The organism is Viridibacillus soli (genome assembly GCF_016612995.1).
GTDB classification, from domain to species: domain Bacteria; phylum Bacillota; class Bacilli; order Bacillales_A; family Planococcaceae; genus Viridibacillus; species Viridibacillus soli.
The window spans coordinates 128,318-148,380 of sequence record NZ_JAEOAH010000004.1 but is presented as its reverse complement, the minus strand read 5'-3'; the positions used below and the strand labels follow the sequence as shown (position 1 = coordinate 148,380).

The following is a 20,063-nucleotide window of genomic DNA, read 5'->3' as shown; positions in this document are numbered from 1 at the left end:
AAAAAGGATGTATTTTAGCTACATCCTTTTCCTCACTTTTCTTATTTTCCCGAGTGCTTTTTCACTTCATCCACATTATGCAGTTCAGTTGGCAAATTTGCACGGAAAGTTGACAATCTAATATGTGCTCTTGCATCCAGACATCATGTGATCTGTATGTTGTTTGCAGTTCTCTAACCACTTCTTCAGCTTCTGCTCCCTGCATATGCACTTCACGAGCATTTGCAAAAGTTGCTAGCTCAACAGACAAGAGAGACAATGTGGAAGACGGATAGCGTAATTTATCTTCAACAAATGCGGTAACCATCTTTTGCGCTTTCTCCAGTAACTTTTCATCACCCGTCATCAAACGCTTCATCCGACCATTTCCAACCAGTTCAATTGATTTGTTTCGTGCTACTTCAAATAGGAACTCTTTGATTTTATTAGCCAGTTAAATTCATTTGAATATCGATTTTGCTGTAAATACTGTTGCAAATGCAAGCACGCAGTCTTCCTTCATTTAAGGTTAGCTTTTTATCGATATTCATGCAAATTTAGTTGTTTGTTGCTCAAATTGGTGGGTTTGTTGCTGAAGTTGGGGTGATTGTTGCTTAACTTAGTCGGTTTGTTGCTGAAGTAGGGTTGTTTGTTGCTTATCTACTTCTATTCTCTACTGAAATGTCTTTCTCACTCTCATAAATGCATAAAATAATTCGCCAATAAATGTAAACAGTTTTCTACTAAATTCAAGAAAAACCTTATCTACACAAGATAAGGTTCGGAAATGCCCTTCTGTCTTTTATTGAACGCTTTAATTATTCACTAATTAAATCCATCTATTATAGGGAGGGATACTTTGAGGGAATTTAAATAGATTGAATGAATCATATTTTGTTTTCACTTCTCGAAGCCTGTTAAAATTTTTTCCATAGTATGCTATTGGCCAATTTTTAATATACTGATCCGGGAAATTCACATAGTCACCAGTTGTGAAAGATGACAATGTATTTCTTAATTCTTCTATCCACCTAATATTTTGCTTTTCTTCTTCAGAACTTTCCCATGTAGTAAGGTACTCCTGGGCAATGATGGCGTCCCTATAATAGTAAGCCGTGTCATGTGAGGTAATCTTGCTTACTGTACCGCCAAGAGATTGATGCCAAATACTCGAATTTCGATTTGGAGCATTTGCTAATAAATGCTTCATCCTATTGATTGCTTTAGGTGGGAAAGGTTTTTCAATAAAAGAGCCTGATCTCTTACGAAGTGCTGGTTGGTTTCCACTTGGTACGTCAAAGAATCTCACAGCTTCAATGTATGGAACTTCCTTTACCCATACACTTGTTGGTGAGCCGGCAGTCGTTATGGGCCGTAGCAGTTTCTTTAACTTGGATGCAGATCCAACAAATATCCCTTGAGAAATGATTTCGCCCGCTTCTTTTGATTTTAATTCAATTTGTGTAGTTAAATTTTCATCCGTTTGAGGTGCCCAATTTTGCCATGCATCAAAGGCAGCCTCGAAATCCTTCCACTTCCATGAAACTGAGAAGAGAGATACATTTGAAATATTGTGCAGTTTAAATGTTAGGGAAGTGACAATACCAAAGTTTCCGCCACCGCCCCCACGACAAGCCCAAAATAGATCACTATTTTCATTCTTGTTTGCTTTAATTAGTTCTGCACCTTTATGTCCACTTGCTCTTACCATTTCGATTTCAATCAGATTATCACAAGTAAGTCCGAATGGTCGTGTTAACATCCCTATTCCTCCACCGAGTGTAAGACCAACAATACCCACACTGCTTTCGGTTCCTGCTGGAATGGTCATGCCATATTTCCATAACTTTTTATATACTTTGCCTATTCCAGCACCGGCTTCTATTCTTGCCGTCATGCCTTTATGGTCAATCGTAATTTTATCCATTTCACTGACATCAATAATTAGACCACCATTGACTAATGAATAATTTTCATAGCTATGCCGACCACTTCGTATCCGGAATGCTTCGTTATTTTCCCTTACCCACCTCAATGCATTTAATACATCTTTAGTTTTTTGACAGAATACAATTTTACTCGGGAATTTTGGAATGCTTAAATTGTTATTTATTCTTGCCTGTTCATATTCAGAATCTTCAGGGGTAACAATTCGCCCTGTAAGCTTTGTCCTCTCCAAAATATAACTCCTTTCTCAAATGATTTAGCGTATATTTAACATACTATGCAATACCTTTGAGAAAGACATATATTTAATGATATTGGGAATTTATTTGAGATCTAGCTTAAAAATCGATTAAGAAAAAAATGATTTTATACCCTGATTTCTTGGAACATTGCTTTGTGTACTCCCTCAGCTGTCGTTAGCTTATTTTTCATGAATCACCCCTAAAATTCTTCAAGAAAATAGCTATTTCATTTTAGCATAATGGCAAGATGCATTTTCTTGAAGTAAAGCTCCTAATAGAAAAAAAGTTGACGCCATTCATTACCTGTAATAAAATCATTACATATGATATATTTTAATTCTGGAGATGAATTACTTCTTGTCCTTGAAGCTTTATCAAATCAGCAACGTTTGAAAATTATTGCTGTACTTTCAGAAGGGAAGCAATATGTAAGCCAGCTTGCGAGAGAATTAGGCATTAGTAGACCACTTCTTTATCTTCACTTACAAAAGTTAGAGGAGGCTAAGCTTGTTTCAAGTGATATGGAAATTTTAGAAAGTGGAAAAGCAGCCAAATACTATATGCTTAATCCGGTTCAATTTGAAATCAATGAACAAATGATTCACGCACTCGCACCTTCATTAACGATGAAAAAGAAAAACTAACACAAAGGGGATTCTTACAATGAGTGAAACAACAGTTTTTAACTTGGGGGATATTATTGTAACAGTATTCACGTTAGGTTTTGCGATTATCCCTATCATCATTATTTTTGTTACCTATAAGGCTTTTAAACGTAGTGAAAAACGTGCAAACGAAAAATTACAACTAGAAAGGGAAAATACAGTGTTATTACAAAAACGTATAGACGATCTCAATGAACGCTTAAACGTTATTGAAAAAATGCTAAAAGAAGTTGATTAACATAAAAGACGAGTACAGCAAACTTGTTGTATTCGTTTTTTTATTTCAGCCATTTCTGCCCATTCGTTTAATAACAGTGTAATTACCCCCTAAACAAAAGTTAAGCGCGTTAGGATAGTCCTCAAAATATCCAGAGTATAAATCCTATATCTCAATTCAACCATTATTTCTTTTGATATTTTGGGATCAAAATTTTCATCATGTAATTTGCCTAATAACTCAAACCGTTCTCCATTTTTTCTATTGCTGTAAGTCTTCCTCAGGTGTCAGTTATTGATTATTTGTCAAAAGCATCAAAAAGTGATCAATTAATCTTGTAAGCTGCTTATGTAGACAGGCAATGTAATGCCAAAAGTGTATTAAAGAAAGTTGCCGTTATAAGTGGATGACCTCAAAAAAAAGTAGCCAGAAAAGACTGGGCAACAATCACCATCTGTCTTTCTGACTATGGATTTTAAATGTACTTAATGCACAATTATTTTAGTGTCTATTTCTGCGAGCTTGACTACTGGAACCAACATCGTTACACGGATGCTTCGCGCAACCAGTTTTCAATGAACGGATGGATTTCGTTAATTGCTTTTCGTCCCGCTACAACAGATACATGACCGGTATCTACGCGGTGTAGTGTTTTATTTTTGCTGGAAACTTTATCATTGAGCGGCTCAATCTGTTGCGGTAGAACAATATTATCACGTGATGCTGAAATATTTAACAGATTGGCTTTAATGTTGGATAGTTCGACTTTGTGTCCGCGAATATAGAGTTCATCTCTGATTAATTTATTTTCTTGATAAAATTCTCCAATCCACTGTCTGTATGATTCACCTGGGAACGGAATCCCATCGTTGAGCCATTTTTGCATGAGCTTCCAGTTTAATACGAAATTTTCATTATCTACACGATCTGCTAGGCTGATGTATGGTCCATATACATTCGAAATTGGACTTAGCAGTTTATTGCCATAATCAATCATTTCAAAAGGTACATTACCAAGCGTATCAACCAATTTATCTAAATGGAAGTATCGTTTATCTAACCAATTTGAATAGTGTCCAGCATCTTCAAAATCAATTGGACTCGTCATTAAAATAAGATTTCGAATTGGCAATTGCGGATGTAGTGCAGTGAAAATAGCCGTCATTGTACCTCCCATGCAATAGCCTAAAAGAGAGATTTCTTTCGCCCCAGAAGTCTGAAGCACTTTTTTTACAGCACGCGGTATATAATCTAATATATAATCGTCTAGTTTCATATTTCGGTCTTCATAGCCAGCTGTGCCCCAATCTAATAAGTAAACATCATGCCCCTGATTAGTCAAATGCTCGATTAAGCTGTTGCCCGGATAAAGATCCAATATATAGGGTTTATTGATCAGTGCATAAATCATGAGAATCGGAACTTTATTCGTTTTCTTCATTGCAGGTTGATAACGATATAGTTTTGTTTTGTTTTTTGTCCAGATTACCTCTTTTGGTGTCTGGCCAACTTGAGGTTCAGGTTCAGTCGTTATCACTTCTGTCAAACGTTTGAAGCGATTAAAGCTATTCTTAGAATCTCCTTGCAAATGGTTGATCCAATCTTCTAATTCTTTCGTACCAACATTCATCATGCGATCCCTCCTACAATATCGTCCACTTATAAAAAGAGCTTCTCTAGGAAGCCCTTTCCATTTGTCACATATACAAGCCACCATTTACATTTATTTCCTGACCGGTAATATAGCTCGAGTTTATAAGGAATAAAACCGTATCCGCCACTTCATCGGTTTGACCTAAACGTCGCATTGGCACTTTGGCAATAATAGAGTCTTTCACATCTTCCGGCATCGCAGCAACCATCTCTGTTTCGATGAAACCAGGACAAATAGCATTCACTGTAATACCATTCTTTGCCGTCTCTAGCGCTAGTGATTTCGTAAATCCTAGTAATCCAGCTTTAGAAGCAGCATAATTTGTCTGGCCGAATCCGCCGGCTTGACCTATTATTGAACTGATGTTGATAATTCGGCCAGATTTCTGTTCAAGCATATGATTGATTACTTCAGATGTCGTCTTAAATACACTATTTAAATTGACATCAATTACTTCTTCCCATTCTTCTAATTTCATTTTCCGGAATGTTCTGTCTCTTGTAATTCCAGCATTATTGATAAGTATGTCAATTTTGCCGTAGCGTTCTAAGACTTCCTCAATAAATTTATGGACATTATCCGCCACCATTACATCTGCCTTGAATGCAAATGAAGTGCCACCTTCTTGTTCAATTTCATTGACGATGGCATTCGCTTTATCCGAACTATTTTGATAGTTAATCGCAACTCGTGCTCCATTTCTTGCTAACACCTTCGCGATCTCCGCACCAATGCCACGTGATCCACCTGTGACAACCGCAACTTTTCCTTCAAGTGGCTTTACATAATTTGTTCTTTCTAAAACGTTTGGCTGCAAATGTACCATAATTTAATTCACTCCTAATTCTTAAATGATATAAAAATGAGAATCAATCATTATTTCTTTGTATCTGTTGCAGGTTTTACTTGTGTCGATTGTGTTGCTGACTTTGCCTCTGGTTGTATATTTGCGGTTTCCGTTACAACCATGGCATCTCCTGTTTGGATTTTTTTCTCAAGCGTTGCTAAAGCCTCCAACACCTTGTCGAATTTTTTATCCAAGTTACTAACAGTGCGCTTCAATTGGTTAATATCTTTATTCATCGTTTCACTATTTTCATATAATTGATCATCCATATTATCGATCTTTCCTTCTAAATTGATGACAAGCGAAGCGACATTTGCGATTTCATCACGTGTTGGAATATTTGCTTGTTTAAAATAGGCTTCAGTCAAGTTATTAACCAATTCATGGTATTGTAAATAACTGTATTGAATTTGCCCTAATCCTTCAGAGAAAGATTCTTTTCCAAGCGTATCCTGAATGACATCATGCCAAGCCTTTTCAGTTTTTTCATACATATCCTTCCACATCGTAAAAGGTTCAAATGGGGTTTTTTGCGTCATTAGAAATCACCTCCTTTTAATTACTTATCCAATTATAGCATAAATTACCTTTTTTATTACAGAATTAACCACACCAAAAATACTAAAAATCCCTTAAAAAGGATATTAAAAAAAGAGTTTCTTAACCATTTTCAAAACAAAAATGTCCATTTCGTGAACAAACATAAAATGGAATATAAGTAAATTGATGATTAGTATTTCCCTTCTTAGTCATATAAGCTGAATATGAACCTGATAAATGGTCCGGCAACCCTCTCTTACATAAACAACTGTTTTATAGTTATGATAGTGAAGCAGTTCAAACTGTTTATCTATGAAAATGCACCTCCGTAAATTGGTACTTTAGGTTGTTTGGTCACTGCCACTTTACAATTTTTTGTAAAGGTACATTTTTATTTTTCATTAAATTAATTGTTTAAGATAACGATGTAGCACTAAATACATACAATCATTACTTATTTTGAGTTAAATCATAAAACGATTTTTGGGTTTATGGAATAATTTGATGGTATTTTAAAATAATTTACCTTAATTTCCTTTACTTGACATTATAAACATATAGGTGTAATTTACATGTATAAGTATTTTTAAACTAGGTAGGTGGCTAAACTTGGAATCCAAACAAGAACAAACGAAAAAAAGCAAAACAACAAATATGGGTACACCTAAAAATTTCCTTATACCAATTATGTTGTTACATTTACGCGATTGGAATAGCCATGGCTATGAATTAATGGAGAAGATTGCGCAATTTGGAATCGAATCAGTTGATCAAGGAAATTTTTACCGTATGCTACGACAACTTGAAAAAGATGCTTTGGTTTCCTCCGAATGGGACGTTTCGTCAGGCGGTCCTGCAAAACGCATTTATTCAATTACCGAAGCCGGTGAACAGTATTTGGAGGTATGGGCGGGATCACTGAGCCATTATCAAAAAATGTTGGATCAGTTTTTCAATTTATATAATCCGTTTTTCTCCCCTTATAAATCTTCTTCTCAAACGAAGGAAGACAACGATTAATGCCAGGATGTTATGCAAAACTTTGCATTCATTATACATTTCATGAATTTAGGGAACTATGTTAAAGGAGGAATTATTGATGACGAAAGTACAAGAGACACAGCCCGTAAACCCGGTGGACTTGATGTGGGACGGTTGGCTTAACAATCTTAAAACAGTGCAAAGTTTCCAAGAGGATGTGCAGCAAAAAGCACTTCAGGCATTTTCTAACCAAAAGGAACTGCTCGACTCTTCAGTAAAGACATTGAGTACGATCGAAGAAGAGTCTAAAAAAGTTACAAAGGACTGGAACGAGAAAGTACAAAGCAACGTGAAGCAAAGTAGTTTCAAACAAAGTGAACAAGTTTCCGATTGGTTGAACAACATTCAAGACATCACAGAAAGAGTCCAAATGCTTTCTTGGAATCCAAGCCATGCTATGTTGGACTTGTTCATCGAATCACAAAACCAATTAGAAGCGACTATGAAAAAAGCGCTGGATTATCAGCAAAAAGATCGTAGTGAAAATTTCAAAAAAATAGAAGAGCTGACTGAGCAAATGAAGCAAACTCATAAAGGCATCGTAAATCAGACCAAAGCTTAAATTCCTTAACGATTTAAATCCTTACTACAGGATGAATTTGGAGGTGTTGTAAGTGCCAAACTATGAAGATATTCACATAGGTGATAAGGCTAGTATGACGAAAACCATTTCTGAATCAGATGTCTATCAATTTGCAGGAATTACGGGTGATTTTAACCCGGTCCATGTGAATTCTGAATATGCGAGTCAAACCGTGTTTAAGGAACGAATCGTACATGGAATTCTAACAGCGGGATTCATCTCAGCCGTTCTAGGGACGAAACTCCCGGGAACGGATACGATTTATCTGTCACAAAAAGTGGATTTTAAAGCACCTGTCAAATTCGGTGACACCATAACAGCAGAAGTTGAAGTCTTGGAGAAAAAAGACCGAAAAAAAATAATTCGTCTCCGTACAATTGTCAAAAATCAATTGGATGAAATTGTCGTAGATGGAGAAGCAATTGTCATGAAATGATTAAGCAAAAGTAGACGTTCGTTCCTAGTTTAAGCAGGAACAACGTCTACTTTTGTGTTGGTATTGAGTTATAGCATTGCACTATCTTGTGACAATTCTAAGCATTATACTTTTTTTCGTTGGACATTAGAACCGTTTATGACTTATTAAGATCACCTATTTTTTAAAATAACATTAGGTTTCATAGTAAATTCCGATGTTTGATAATTAGGCAACCATTGAACTCCAACTGTAAAAACATTGGCTTAAATTCCTGCACATGTATCTGCATCACTATTCCCAATAAAAATTGCCGGGCGTGTTGATTAACCAATTTTAACCATAACTATTAAAGTCGTAGGTTGATTTCCGCTACGGGATGCTCGCTTTCCGCGGGCAAGCACCGAGCGGCTTCCTTCGCTACGCTCCGTGCAGGGTCTCGGTTCGCTTGCATTTCCCGCAGGAGTCGAGCACCCTCCGCTACAATTCAATATTAGTTACTACATTTTTTTATCGAACATAAAAAACCATTTTAACGGTAAATAACAACCTAATATTCCCCTAATCTACACACCTGAAAAATTGCATCACTATTTTTTACACCTAACAATGATAATACTTTAATTAACCCTTCTGGATGAGGTTTTGGTACAGTCACATCATCACGTGTATTGATTATCTAATTTTCACCAATTAAGTTGTCGTTAATATGGTGCCTGCACGCATACAATTCATTCTCCCAATCCCTATTATATTATTTCTACTAATATTTTACATAAATAAATTTGCATTCCATAAATAGTTAATATATACTAATACATGAACATTCTTTAATAAGATAGTTTTTTCAAAAATACATATCGTGGAGTGTGATTTAAATGGCGAAGAAAACGAAAAAGAACAAAATTGAAGAAGAATTAGCAATCAAGAAAGATAAGAAAAAGGCTGACAAACAGAAAGCAGAGAAAAAAGCAGACAAAAAGAAAGATAAGAAGAACGTAGCAAAGAAGAAAGTTAAAAAAAATGTAGCTAAAAAGAAGAAAGACAAAAAAGCTGCCTAACGATGTAAAACCTCTAAGGAAGAATTATTTTCCTTAGAGGTTTTTTGTCGGTGCCAGGAACTCACACCATTTTAATTTCTCCTTATATATTATGCAATCCACACTAGGTTTATAAAAATTCGCACGAAATAAAGAGAATCCATTATATTCGAAATATAGTAATAAAGGCGAAGGTCTATTTTTGAGAGGAGGAAATTAGTAATGTCAAAAAAACATTATTATTTTATATGAAAAATTGGAAAAAATATCTTCAAAATGATAGTAAACTTCATTCAAATGATATGACACTTTCCTAAGAACTTCCCCTTTTCCTAATTTAACGACCATTTTCTAACCACCTAAATATTTGTAAATAACCAATTTAACTTAACCATAATTCGCCTTGTTTATGTGATTTTACAGATTATACATATACTCATTATTTTTATTTTTCTTTAATCACCATAAATTTAATGTATAATTATGTATTGTGAGGAAAATATAACTTGGATGTTAGTTAGATGAAGAAAATTATTAAAGGTTTATTAGTAGCAAGTTTATTAACAGTTGGGGTGGCTACACCAATTGCAATTGACGGACAAGATGTAGCATACGCAAAGTCAAAAGTAACAATAACAAAAAAAGAATTCAATAAAATCAAAAATGGAATGTCTTATAAAAAAGTACAGAAAATCGTTGGTGGTAAAGGAGAATTAATATCTGAAGTTGGTCAAAAAGGAGATCCGTATTACACTTATATGATTATTTATTACGGGAAAGATGGAATATCAAATGCTAACTTTACATTTCAAGGAGGAAAATTACAAATGAAAGCACAGGCATTATTAAAGTAATCGTTAAAAGATAAGCCCCTTCTCATAGAGTTGGGGTTTTAAAATTGAAAATATTGTATTAAGTGGAGTAAGAATTGCTTTCTCATAGAAAATTTATTTAAAAAGAGATGAATTAAAATGTCTACTCCTTTTCATTCTAATCGTCTGTTACTTATGGAAAAAACATATCATGGTAAATATACGCTTGAATACGTCATCCATCTAAAATAATTGGTTTGTATAAGATATCTTTCCGGTCATCATCCTTCACACTCCCTCTTCCTCTTCTATAATCACAACTTTTAATGAATCTCCTCTAGACTTCATTATTATTTTCCTTCTCCCCTCTTTTTTTGTATTATTTTCGTCTTATAGTTAAGAATAGTAACAGCCTATATTAAGAGGAGTGAACATTATTGATTAAATTACAATCACCTATTGAGGGAAGAAGAACTTATTTTGGTTATACGCGCGACATATTTGAAAATTACGGATGCAATTTTTCCAAGAATTTCGAATATGATCAAGGGCAATTTGACACTATTTTATGGCGTGATGAGGGAGAAACGATTTATTTAAGAATGCCATTTCAAGTAGTAGATGGTGAATTAGATCAGTACAATGCCGTAATAACGTTTGAAACGCCTTATGTTATCAAGCACGTTGTTAATATTGGCTTAGATCGTGATGGGGATTCATTAGCAACTGTTGCTGGACTTGGCCAGTTTCAAGAGCCCTTAGATAAAGATGGGCATATTCATGATAAAAGTAGATGGGTTCAAGCTGGTGAAAAAACAATCGACAAATTATTATATTCCATGGATGAATCATTAAGTTCCTAAATTCAAGTGTACAACGACAAAACCGCTTGAATCTAACATTTATTCAAGCGGTTTTAGTTTCAACTTTTTTATAGAATCATTTTTAAACAAATACTTATTTACATTTTAATAACCCCATTCTATTAAGTTAATTCAACCATCGTTTAGTTTGTTAATAGAATTTTTTCACTAAAATACCGAGCCTTTGCCCCTTAAGCAAATTACAAAAAGTCGATTTCCTTTAACATTAAGGAATCGACTTTTCGTATTAATTCTTATTCCACCAAAGCACACGTTTATTTTTTCTTGTTCTCTAACCTTTCCTTTAAATCATTAAAGTCTTGGACTACATCTGGCATTGGTAATTTTTTTGCTAACAATATCCCTTTTTTAATCGAGTTAGAAGCTTCTTTTAACTTATTTGCTTTAATCTGGGCATCTGCAAGGCAATACCAATAAAACCAGGCATCCATTTCTGAAATTTTATCTTTATAAAACTTTTTGATTATCGGATAGTATTTAGAATATAATCCTTCATCATAAACCATTTTTTCACCATTCCACTTTAATACATCCACTAAATAACTATCACCAATATACATTTGCCAAACAGCTAGACCGAGCTTGTGATTTCCATTCACAAATTCAAGTTTATGATAAGGAACTTCTGCAATCTTTTTGAATGAGTGATCCATCCATTGGATTACTTCAAGTTCGCTTCCCATTGCTGCACCAATTGTAACACCGAATAAATATTCTTCTGTACCATCACCAGTAATATCAGCTAGACCCGAATAATCCAACTCAACTCCTTGAATCTTTGTTTCCCAAACTTTTTGCCAATCAGTTTCATCCTTTTTCAATATTATTACCCCATACTGTGAAGGAGCAGGTTGTTTTTTTGCTTTTATTTCAAAAGTAAAGATTATTTCTTTCTGCCCATCATGGTTAAAGTCATAGAGTTGAATTGGCTGTGTGGAGAAAGGTTTTTTAGGACTTACAAGTAATGCATTCGATGGCATAAATCCATTTACAATTTTCATTAAGTCATTTTTCTGATTCTCTTTAGCGTGAACAAACAACGAATTATTGTTTAATGTTACGACCGAAAGTAGAAGAAGTAGCATTATTTTCTTCATCAACTTATCCCCTTTTTATATTGGGAGCAAAGATTATAGTTCCCTTCAATTACTTTATGTAGTATGGACGTATTTTAGAAAAATAATTATTTAGCGAATTTGTCCCGTTAGTATAATAAGAAAAGTTTCGGCCGCAGCAATTCCTCATTTGACTACTCAATTCGATTTTAACGTTATCAAGTAAAATAGGCATTCACCTATGCCTTTCCTTTCGCATATCTTATTTCTATAGAAACACATCTAGTTATAGAGGAGAGTTGTATAAGGTGAGCGGAACAGCATTACATTATTTTTCTGGGGGAAATACGGCACGAGGCTACTTCAGTCTATTTGATTCAAATTTTACTGGTTTAGAAAAAGTGTTCATTTTAAAAGGTGGACCAGGAACTGAAAAATCGATTTTGATGAAAAACATCGCAAAGGACTGGCAAGAAAAAGGGTATGATGTGGAGCTCGTTCACTGTTCTTCAGATTCTGACTCCCTTGACGGTGTGATTTTCCCTACATTAAAAATAGGCATTGTTGACGGAACGGAGCCACATGTCATTGAACCAAAGGCACCAGGTGCAATTGAGGAATATGTGAATTTAGGAGATGCGTGGGATTCACTGCAACTGAGCGCTAAAAAGGATGAAATTATTCAGCTGATCAAGGAAAGAAAAGAAGCGTATGATAAAGCCTATCAAACGTATGCCGAAGCACTAGCCGTTCATGATGAATGGGAAAAGATTTATATTACTAATATGGATTTTGAAAAGTTAAATAAGGTAACAGAGCAGTTAAAAACGACCTTTTTTGGAGAAATCTTTTTAAATAAGCAAGCCAATATCCAGCATCGATTTTTAGGAGCAGCTACTCCCAAAGGTGCAGTGGACTATGTTCCTAATCTAACCGAAAACATTCGTAAACGTTATTTTTTAAAGGGAAGACCAGGGTCGGGAAAATCAACTCTTTTGAAAAAATTAGCTTCAGTAGCTTTAAATAGAGGTTTTGATGTTGAAATATACCACTGTGGTTTTGATCCAAACAGCTTGGATATGGTCATCCTACGTGAACTTGACATAGCGATTTTCGACAGTACGGCACCACATGAATATTTTCCAGATCGGGAAGGCGATGAAATAGTTGATTTATATAAATTAGCGATTGTACCAGGAACGGATGAAAAGTATGAAGAGCAAATCAAGAAAATTTCCACACGTTATCGAAATAAAATGAATGAAGGAACCTCATGCTTAGCCGAAGCGAAAAAATCTAACGATAAACTTGAAGGGATTTACCAAAAAGCGGTTGATTTCACGATTATTGTAGATATTCAAAAAAAGATTGAAACTACCCTAGTTGAGTTTACAAAAGAAACAAATGTGGATTGATAAGATAGAGACAAAGGCGGATTTGTAACATTAAAGACAAGTAATTGTACTTGATAATTTATCTCATCATGACTTGTTCTTAATGTCGCCCATATTATGAATGAATGTACATTACTAAGTAATTTTAGTAGTGTACATTTTTAATTTGAAGAAATACGGAAGTGGAGGATGTTAGAATACCTTCATGATGAATGAAAAACGAAAGAGTATGACCGTTATTATTAAAACGAATTATTTTTCAGTTTTTCTTTCCTTCATTTAGCGTATCTGTATCATCTTTTCGAATAGTTAGTGCTTGCTCTATTGACAAAAGGGCATCCTAGAAATATATATAATGTTTTTATTTCGTTTTATGTTAAGATAGCAGTGTTATTTAAGAAAGGATAGGGTTAAAGATGGCGAAATATATTACTCAGAAAAAATTATTCATGGAATACTTTTCTATTATCATCGGTTCTATCTTAGTTGGTCTAGCGTTTAATATTTTTCTATTACCTGCTAGGCTTGCAGCAGGCGGTGTTTCAGGTATAAGTACTATTCTTTATGAACTATATCAGTTTAATCCCGCTTATGTACAATGGATAATTAATATTCCGCTTTTTATTATTGGTCTTATACTCCTTGGGAAAGACTTTAGCTTAAAGACGTTAGTAGGTATCTTTTTTGTACCGTTTACCATTTGGGTTAGTGCCGATATTCCCTTTAAAATCGATAATCCTTTGCTATCTGCTATCTATGGGGGAATCCTTTTAGGAGTTGGCCTTGGAGTTGTCTACCGTGGAAAAGGATCAACGGGAGGATTAGCTACAGTCGCACAAATTTTAAAAAAGTATACTGGATTATCTAGTGGTTATTCACAGTTAATCGTTGATGCTTTTGTTGTTTTCAGTTCAGCTCTTGTTTTTAATTTGGAACTGGCTTTATATGCGATGATGTCAATTTATGTGACGAGCAAAGTGATAGACTTTGTTCAACTGCAAACCTCACCATCAAAACTTGTACTCATTATTACAGAACAAGAAGAACACATTCAGTCTATTATTAAAAATGAAATTGATCGAGGTTTTACAAAAATAAGCTCGATTGGTGGCTTTACTAATAAGGAAAAAACAATGATTCTATGTGTTGTTGAGCAACAGGAAGCTATTTATTTGAAAAAAGTGTTGCAAGAGCAAGAACCTACTTCTTTTGTTGTATTCCTCAGTGCCTCCGAAATTCTTGGACGAGGCTTTTCTTTATCTAAGTAAAATGGATCAGCAAAATAGTAGTAATGGATTGGATGTTATTTTTATGGATTTTATAAGGGGCTACACTCAATGGGTTAAAGCCTTCTCAAAACGGTGCAACTATATTACAAATGCTTTAACTTTGTTCTAAATAGACACCTGCCCTTGAGTTGAATAACATACATGCAGTATTTGATTTTTATTATTCTATATATGTTCTGAAAACTCTATATATGCAAAACAAAAGCGTAACTAAAATAAAACCTTTAGTTACGCTTTTATGTTATTCATAATAATGTTGCACATTCTTTCAACTGTGTTCATGTAACAATGATTCTCTATTCAAGCTTTTTTAGTAGTCAAACCTGCACGAATCATTTCATGTAAAATAATCCACCATTTACAATTTCAACTTTAATTCTAGTGTCGTACTGTTCTTCCATTGCTTTCTTCTCCAACTCATAACATTCTGGCTTATTTTCTATCCCATCATAAAAGTATTCTAATACTTGTTGATCTTTTCGCCATCTTTTTTTTGCTTCTTCGGCCCATGTGTGGTCATCTTGTTGAATGATATTTTCTATTGCCACATTTAATCGCTCTAAGGCGCGAAGGGGCTTAATAATATACGGAAGATGAAATGCATTTTCTGGCATAACTGATACTAAATCCACGCCACTTAATGATTCTTGAAAATCATCTATTAGATTTCCTGTCATTAAGTTAATGCCAAATGAATAAAGCATTTCTTTCGTTTGATCACTGTAATAAGACACTTTATAATTCACACCTAGCCAAGGGGTTAAAATGATTTTAATTTCAAGTGCATCTACCCTCTCAAACATTTGTACAAATGCGCCCAACTCTTTAGTTGCTTGAAATAGTTGATTGAGCCGAGGAGAACCGAAGTGCACTACTTCACCTTTAATATTGTCATCAAGCTTAATTTGATCCGTAATCAAAGTTAATTGAGCAGGATTTGGCACGCCATTTGTACTTTCTAAGTATCTCCAATAGAAAGGACGGTTCATAAGTCTTTTATCCATATCAATCGTTAGCTGAACGGTCATGTAGTGGTCACTATCATTTACAATTTGACACTTGTTTTCTTCAAAAAAATTTCGCAAGTAACCATGAACTTGTTGTGGGAACATGTACACCCTCCTCTATATGTCCCTGCCGCTTCGCTTTCGGGCAAGAAAACATGTGTCCCTGCCGCTTACGCTTTCGGGCAAAGAACATTTACCGCTGCTACTTCCACCCTATACCAGGCGTGTTTATTAACCAATTTTAACCATTACTATTAAAGTGTTAGGGTGATTTCCGCTACGTGCAGGGTCTCGGTTCGCTTGCATTTCCCGCAGGAGCCGAGCACCCTCCGCTACAATCAATTAAAAATGTAGCAACATACGTTAATATTGAACATAAAAAAACATTTTAACGGTAAATAACAACTTGATATTTACCTAATCAACACACCTTATCCTAAACGGATTTCTTGAAAGCTGATAAAATGTCATCTAACTCACCCACTACTTTTTCAAAAACATCAAGTTTAACATAGAGCAAGTCCAATATATCTTTTTCAATGGTGTTATCAATAGCAAGATTGTAAATATGGACGTCATTTTCTTGTCCTAACCGATGAACACGTCCTATTCGTTGCTCTAACTTCATGGGGTTCCATGGCAAATCATAGTTTATGACGTGGTGACAAAATTGAAGGTTAATTCCTTCTCCTCCAGCTTCTGTCGCTATCAGTACTTGTGCTTGTTCTTTAAATAAATGCTTCATCCAATCTCGTTTATTTTTTTTAAATTGTCCGTTAAAGAGGACACTTGTGATTCCTTTTGAATTTAAATACCATTGCAAATAGATTTGACTCGCTCGGTATTCGGTAAAGATAATGACCTTATCATTTGCCTGTGAAATAATTTCATAAGCTTTTTCTGCTTTCGAATTTATTTCCAAAGACATTAGTTTTTTAATAATACCTTCAACAAACTTAGCCTCATCTGGATCTGTTATGTTTTGATGCATTTTTTCTAAGGTCAAGCAAGTTGCTTCCTTACTACTGCACATTTCTTTTTGCAGAGTAATCATAGAGAAGCTACTCGAAAATACAGTCGAAACATTTTTAAGTTCCAATATCAAATCGTAAACTTCTCTTTCCCCTTTTGTAAATTCGATTGGGATAATTTGAACATGACGATTTGTCCATTCAATCCCAGTGTCTTGCCTCCTATTTCTCACCATTACTTGATTAACCAATTCTTTCAGATAATCATCGTGTTCTAAATTATGTTTACTAGCCGAAAACGAGGATTGAAACATCTCGTAATTACCTAGGTGCCCTGGTTTTAGTAAAGAAATGAGATAAAATAGTTCAAACACATCATTTTGTATTGGCGTGGCAGTTAACAACAAACAAAACTTTTTCTTTAAACTTTGGACAAACTCGTAAATTTTTGTTTTATGATTTTTTAGTTTGTGTGCCTCATCAATAATAATCATGTCGTAATTTTCCGCATATATGCGCTCTTTATGTGGGCTCTTTTTGGCCGTATCCATACTCATTACTACTACATCGTAGTTTTCTATTTGGATGTTTTTTTTATAAGGAATAGCTGGGATGTGAAATTTATAGTTCAGCTCTTCGACCCATTGATTTATTAGAGAAGCTGGTGCCAAAATTAACGCTTTTTTTACAAGCCCTCTAATTAGGTATTCTTTCAATATCAAACCTGCTTCAATGGTTTTACCAAGCCCAACTTCATCTGCAAGAATGGCTTTTCCATTCATTCTTTCGATGACCTTTTCAGCCACTTCCAATTGATGAGTAAGAGGGGTTAGATTGGGTAAGTATTTAGGAGATTGGAGACCCGAAAATTCAGTGATTAAGTTTGTTTTCGCTACTTCATAACTCATATTGTAGAGTGTCCAGCTATCCCACTCATCATTATTTTCTAACCTTTTTATGAAGCCTTCTTCCCATTCAGACGACCTTTCAATAATCATGATCATCACCTCATGCGATATTTTCTTACTGTATGTTGTCCAAAAAAGAAATACCTATGATTATTTATTAAAAAAAGCTGAGTTAGAGTGATGGTAATGAACTTAGAAGATATTTTTCATGAATTTTAAAAATTGAATCCTAATGATAACTTAAGTATATTTCCACATTTTGGGGTACTCTTAGTTTCATGACACGACAAGAAAAAAAGACTGCAATTTATTCTCTGTCTTTCAAAAAAAGTTATACGACATAGCAAATTAAATAAATAATTTCAACCGTCAACGCTATTGTTGGAAAGTAGTATAATCTTAAATTTTTTTAGTTTTGAATGAATGAACCCGCTGGTTATTGAATTGATTAGTTGCTGCCACTGCATCGCATTATAAAAAACTATCAGAACTGATAATATCTATTCCATCATATTTAACATTTGACATTGCTATTTTTTGCTCAACCGCTTTAATGTACTTTTGTTCTAGATGTTCCAAACAAAACAATACTCTCATTTATAGTTTTACCTACCTTTCTAAAAAAAAGAACTGCTCCATAGACATATACGAGAATATATGACTGAATTGAGCAGTTCTTGCCTTTTAATATATGAATTTAACTTGTATTAGAATATATCACAATCTTTATTTATGATTCATTTAATATTTTAGATATCCATATAACAATATCTATTTAATCTCATGAATCAAATCGTCTTCAGCAGAAAGTCCAATAATTCGGTTCACTTTAACAGCCCCGCCAAAACTAATTTCTGTAAAAGTTTTCTGCCCATTGTTTAAGTATGTCGCACTCATTTTCGCATTGTCATAATATACATACACTTTTTCAATGCTTGGATCATTAATATATCCTAATGTAATTTGAACTTCTTGGTTTAACTTCAATCCGATGTTTCCATTATAGTCCATTACCTCAAAAGGCTCTTTTTTCAATAACTTATGATGTTCCATATCACCAAAAGTATATTTTTTCCCTTCTTTGTTTGATAATAATAAAAATCCAAAGGTATCATCTTCTTCATCTCTACCTTTAACAAAAGAGATAATATGTAAATAATCAAGATTTGTAGCTTCTGAAATTTCAATGGTTGAATCATCTTCAAGAAGAGGTAATACCTTTTCATCGAAAATCTCTTTCGCATCATCGATTAATAACTCTGCATTAACAACACGATCATCATTTTCACTATTACATCCAGCTAGTAAAAAAATTAAAACTAATAAGGTAATTTGAATAAGTGCCTTCTTATTCGTAAAGAGTAGGTTCATGATTTCCCCCCGCATGATAGTAATGTATCTTTGTAGTCGAGAATCCTAGCATTCACATCTTTACTCTGCCATTTTGTCATAAATGGAGTAGCACTGCTAACAATCATTCGTTCTATCTCGACTGGCGATAATTCCTTGTTAGTACACTTTACTTTCATTAATACTACTAGAGCTGTGACTATAGGTGCCGCTAAAGATGTCCCACTATAAGCTTCAACTGAACCAGTTGCTGAACCTAGAGAAAAGACATTTTCACCTATTGCCCAAACATCAATCGACGTATTGTAAGTAGTTTCATTTAACAAATCATTATTCTTACCCAGTGCTCCAACTAAAATAAGACCTGGTATATTGTAAGAAGATAGGAAATAATCAGTATTTTTAGGATAATTTCCAGATGAAGAAATAACGACTGTACCTTGTGTTATCATTTGTTGAACCATATTATATAAAGCTACATCATCATATGGTGTAGCCAAACTGATATTTACTACATCTAATTTTTCATTATTCATAACTTCTAATGCTTGTGTAAGAGCTTGTGTAGATAAATCATCAGAAGATAGATTATAGGTATAAATTGTAACACCTGGTAAGATACCTGTAAAATTATTATTTCCTCCGGCATGTGCGGCAATTATTCCAGAAACAATATCACCATGCTTAACATCTTCAGAGTCACTGAATGTCTTGTTCAAAGGAATTGATTTAATATTAGGATGGTTATTAGTGATGCCAACATCTACAACACCAATTTTAATATTTTCTTTCATAATTAGCGAAGTGTCAACATTTTCAATATTCATTAATTCATAAGCTTGATTATTAAATAAAGAATTCCCTGTATTTGTTTCATCTATATTGATTAAAAAGAATAATGCTGTTAAGAAGATAAATAAATATAGAAGAATAATCCGCAAGACGATCAGCTCTTTCTTTAAAGAAGTATATGATAAAGAGGTCTAAACAGGAACATATCCCGATTAAACCTCGATTGTTAAATACAATGTCCAATTAGAAATATGTCCCCGCTCAACAGAATCTGCGTATAATTGGAAAGAACTTCTCACAGAACTGAAACAAAAGCACTTAAAAATCCAAAAGTGATGATCTACAAGAAAAGGTTGAATTGTCATTTACACAAAATTATTGACACTCCCATACAGAGTGCCAGATTGGTATAATCAATTTAATAACAATAA

The 20,063-nt window shown here is 34.2% G+C and carries 20 protein-coding genes; 10 read left to right on the top strand and 10 right to left on the bottom strand.

The genetic code is table 11. The annotated features are described in order from the left end of the window. Positions 1-61 precede the first annotated feature (61 nt). Positions 62-358 carry a hypothetical protein gene (locus JFL43_RS04550; RefSeq protein ID WP_200748120.1) on the bottom strand — a complete coding sequence of 99 codons (297 nt, stop codon included), beginning with the start codon at positions 356-358 and terminating at the stop codon, positions 62-64. A 450-nt stretch (positions 359-808) separates the two neighbouring features. Beyond that, a complete protein-coding gene (locus JFL43_RS04545) occupies positions 809-2,158 on the bottom strand; it encodes an FAD-dependent oxidoreductase (protein ID WP_200748119.1) in 1,350 nt (449 codons plus the stop codon). Between the two features lie 333 nt (positions 2,159-2,491). On the opposite strand from JFL43_RS04545, the gene JFL43_RS04540 reads away from it, so the two are divergent. Further along, positions 2,492-2,812 (top strand): ArsR/SmtB family transcription factor, encoded by a 321-nt coding sequence (locus tag JFL43_RS04540; protein ID WP_200748118.1) that lies wholly within the window; start codon positions 2,492-2,494, stop codon positions 2,810-2,812. A gap of 19 nt (positions 2,813-2,831) precedes the next feature. Beyond that, complete coding sequence (locus tag JFL43_RS04535; RefSeq protein ID WP_100797831.1) at positions 2,832-3,071, top strand: hypothetical protein; 240 nt, start codon at positions 2,832-2,834, stop codon at positions 3,069-3,071. A gap of 523 nt (positions 3,072-3,594) precedes the next feature. Here the strand turns inward: JFL43_RS04535 and phaC are convergent. The 3 genes from phaC to JFL43_RS04520 form a co-directional block, all read right to left on the bottom strand. Beyond that, positions 3,595-4,683: a class III poly(R)-hydroxyalkanoic acid synthase subunit PhaC gene (gene phaC / locus JFL43_RS04530; protein ID WP_200748117.1), complete on the bottom strand. Its 1,089-nt coding sequence runs from the start codon at positions 4,681-4,683 to the stop codon at positions 3,595-3,597. Positions 4,684-4,747: 64 nt separating this feature from the next. After that, positions 4,748-5,530, bottom strand: coding sequence for a 3-oxoacyl-[acyl-carrier-protein] reductase (gene fabG / locus JFL43_RS04525; protein WP_200748116.1), 783 nt, complete (start codon positions 5,528-5,530; stop codon positions 4,748-4,750). A 50-nt stretch (positions 5,531-5,580) separates the two neighbouring features. Beyond that, a complete protein-coding gene (locus JFL43_RS04520; RefSeq protein WP_100797834.1) occupies positions 5,581-6,090 on the bottom strand; it encodes a polyhydroxyalkanoate biosynthesis repressor PhaR in 510 nt (169 codons plus the stop codon). A gap of 610 nt (positions 6,091-6,700) precedes the next feature. Between JFL43_RS04520 and phaQ the strand changes: the two genes are divergently transcribed. From phaQ to JFL43_RS04490, 6 genes are all read left to right on the top strand, one after another. Continuing rightward, positions 6,701-7,111 carry a poly-beta-hydroxybutyrate-responsive repressor gene (gene phaQ, locus JFL43_RS04515; RefSeq protein ID WP_200748115.1) on the top strand — a complete coding sequence of 137 codons (411 nt, stop codon included), beginning with the start codon at positions 6,701-6,703 and terminating at the stop codon, positions 7,109-7,111. Between the two features lie 79 nt (positions 7,112-7,190). Next, entirely contained in the window at positions 7,191-7,694 is a 504-nt protein-coding gene (locus JFL43_RS04510; protein ID WP_200748114.1) for a hypothetical protein, read from the top strand. A gap of 94 nt (positions 7,695-7,788) precedes the next feature. Next, on the top strand, positions 7,789-8,151 hold the full coding sequence (locus JFL43_RS04505) for a MaoC family dehydratase (protein WP_100798244.1): 363 nt from the start codon (positions 7,789-7,791) through the stop codon (positions 8,149-8,151). 857 nt (positions 8,152-9,008) lie between these two features. Beyond that, complete coding sequence (locus tag JFL43_RS04500; protein WP_200748113.1) at positions 9,009-9,191, top strand: hypothetical protein; 183 nt, start codon at positions 9,009-9,011, stop codon at positions 9,189-9,191. Positions 9,192-9,691: 500 nt separating this feature from the next. Next, a complete protein-coding gene (locus JFL43_RS04495; RefSeq protein WP_157813058.1) occupies positions 9,692-10,024 on the top strand; it encodes a DUF3862 domain-containing protein in 333 nt (110 codons plus the stop codon). 395 nt (positions 10,025-10,419) lie between these two features. Further along, positions 10,420-10,845 (top strand): YugN family protein, encoded by a 426-nt coding sequence (locus JFL43_RS04490; RefSeq protein WP_200748112.1) that lies wholly within the window; start codon positions 10,420-10,422, stop codon positions 10,843-10,845. A gap of 275 nt (positions 10,846-11,120) precedes the next feature. On the opposite strand, the gene JFL43_RS04485 is transcribed toward JFL43_RS04490, so the two are convergent. After that, positions 11,121-11,963 (bottom strand): hypothetical protein, encoded by an 843-nt coding sequence (locus tag JFL43_RS04485; protein ID WP_200748111.1) that lies wholly within the window; start codon positions 11,961-11,963, stop codon positions 11,121-11,123. 266 nt (positions 11,964-12,229) lie between these two features. Here JFL43_RS04485 and JFL43_RS04480 point away from each other — a divergent pair, with 266 nt between their 5' ends. After that, positions 12,230-13,336: a PRK06851 family protein gene (locus JFL43_RS04480; RefSeq protein WP_200748110.1), complete on the top strand. Its 1,107-nt coding sequence runs from the start codon at positions 12,230-12,232 to the stop codon at positions 13,334-13,336. Between the two features lie 395 nt (positions 13,337-13,731). Beyond that, the gene (locus JFL43_RS04475) at positions 13,732-14,583 is read left to right on the top strand and encodes a YitT family protein (protein ID WP_200748109.1); all 852 of its coding nucleotides are present in this window, start codon (positions 13,732-13,734) and stop codon (positions 14,581-14,583) included. Between the two features lie 353 nt (positions 14,584-14,936). On the opposite strand, the gene JFL43_RS04470 is transcribed toward JFL43_RS04475, so the two are convergent. The 4 genes from JFL43_RS04470 to JFL43_RS04455 form a co-directional block, all read right to left on the bottom strand. Then, the gene (locus JFL43_RS04470) at positions 14,937-15,716 is read right to left on the bottom strand and encodes a YqhG family protein (RefSeq protein ID WP_200748108.1); all 780 of its coding nucleotides are present in this window, start codon (positions 15,714-15,716) and stop codon (positions 14,937-14,939) included. Between the two features lie 331 nt (positions 15,717-16,047). Continuing rightward, complete coding sequence (locus tag JFL43_RS04465; RefSeq protein WP_200748107.1) at positions 16,048-17,580, bottom strand: DEAD/DEAH box helicase; 1,533 nt, start codon at positions 17,578-17,580, stop codon at positions 16,048-16,050. Positions 17,581-18,261: 681 nt separating this feature from the next. Continuing rightward, positions 18,262-18,861, bottom strand: a complete 600-nt coding sequence (locus JFL43_RS04460; RefSeq protein WP_200748106.1) for a hypothetical protein — start codon at positions 18,859-18,861, stop codon at positions 18,262-18,264. Then, on the bottom strand, positions 18,858-19,781 hold the full coding sequence (locus JFL43_RS04455; protein WP_200748105.1) for a S8 family peptidase: 924 nt from the start codon (positions 19,779-19,781) through the stop codon (positions 18,858-18,860). Before JFL43_RS04455 ends, JFL43_RS04460 begins: the two co-directional genes overlap by 4 nt. Positions 19,782-20,063: the final 282 nt, after the last annotated feature.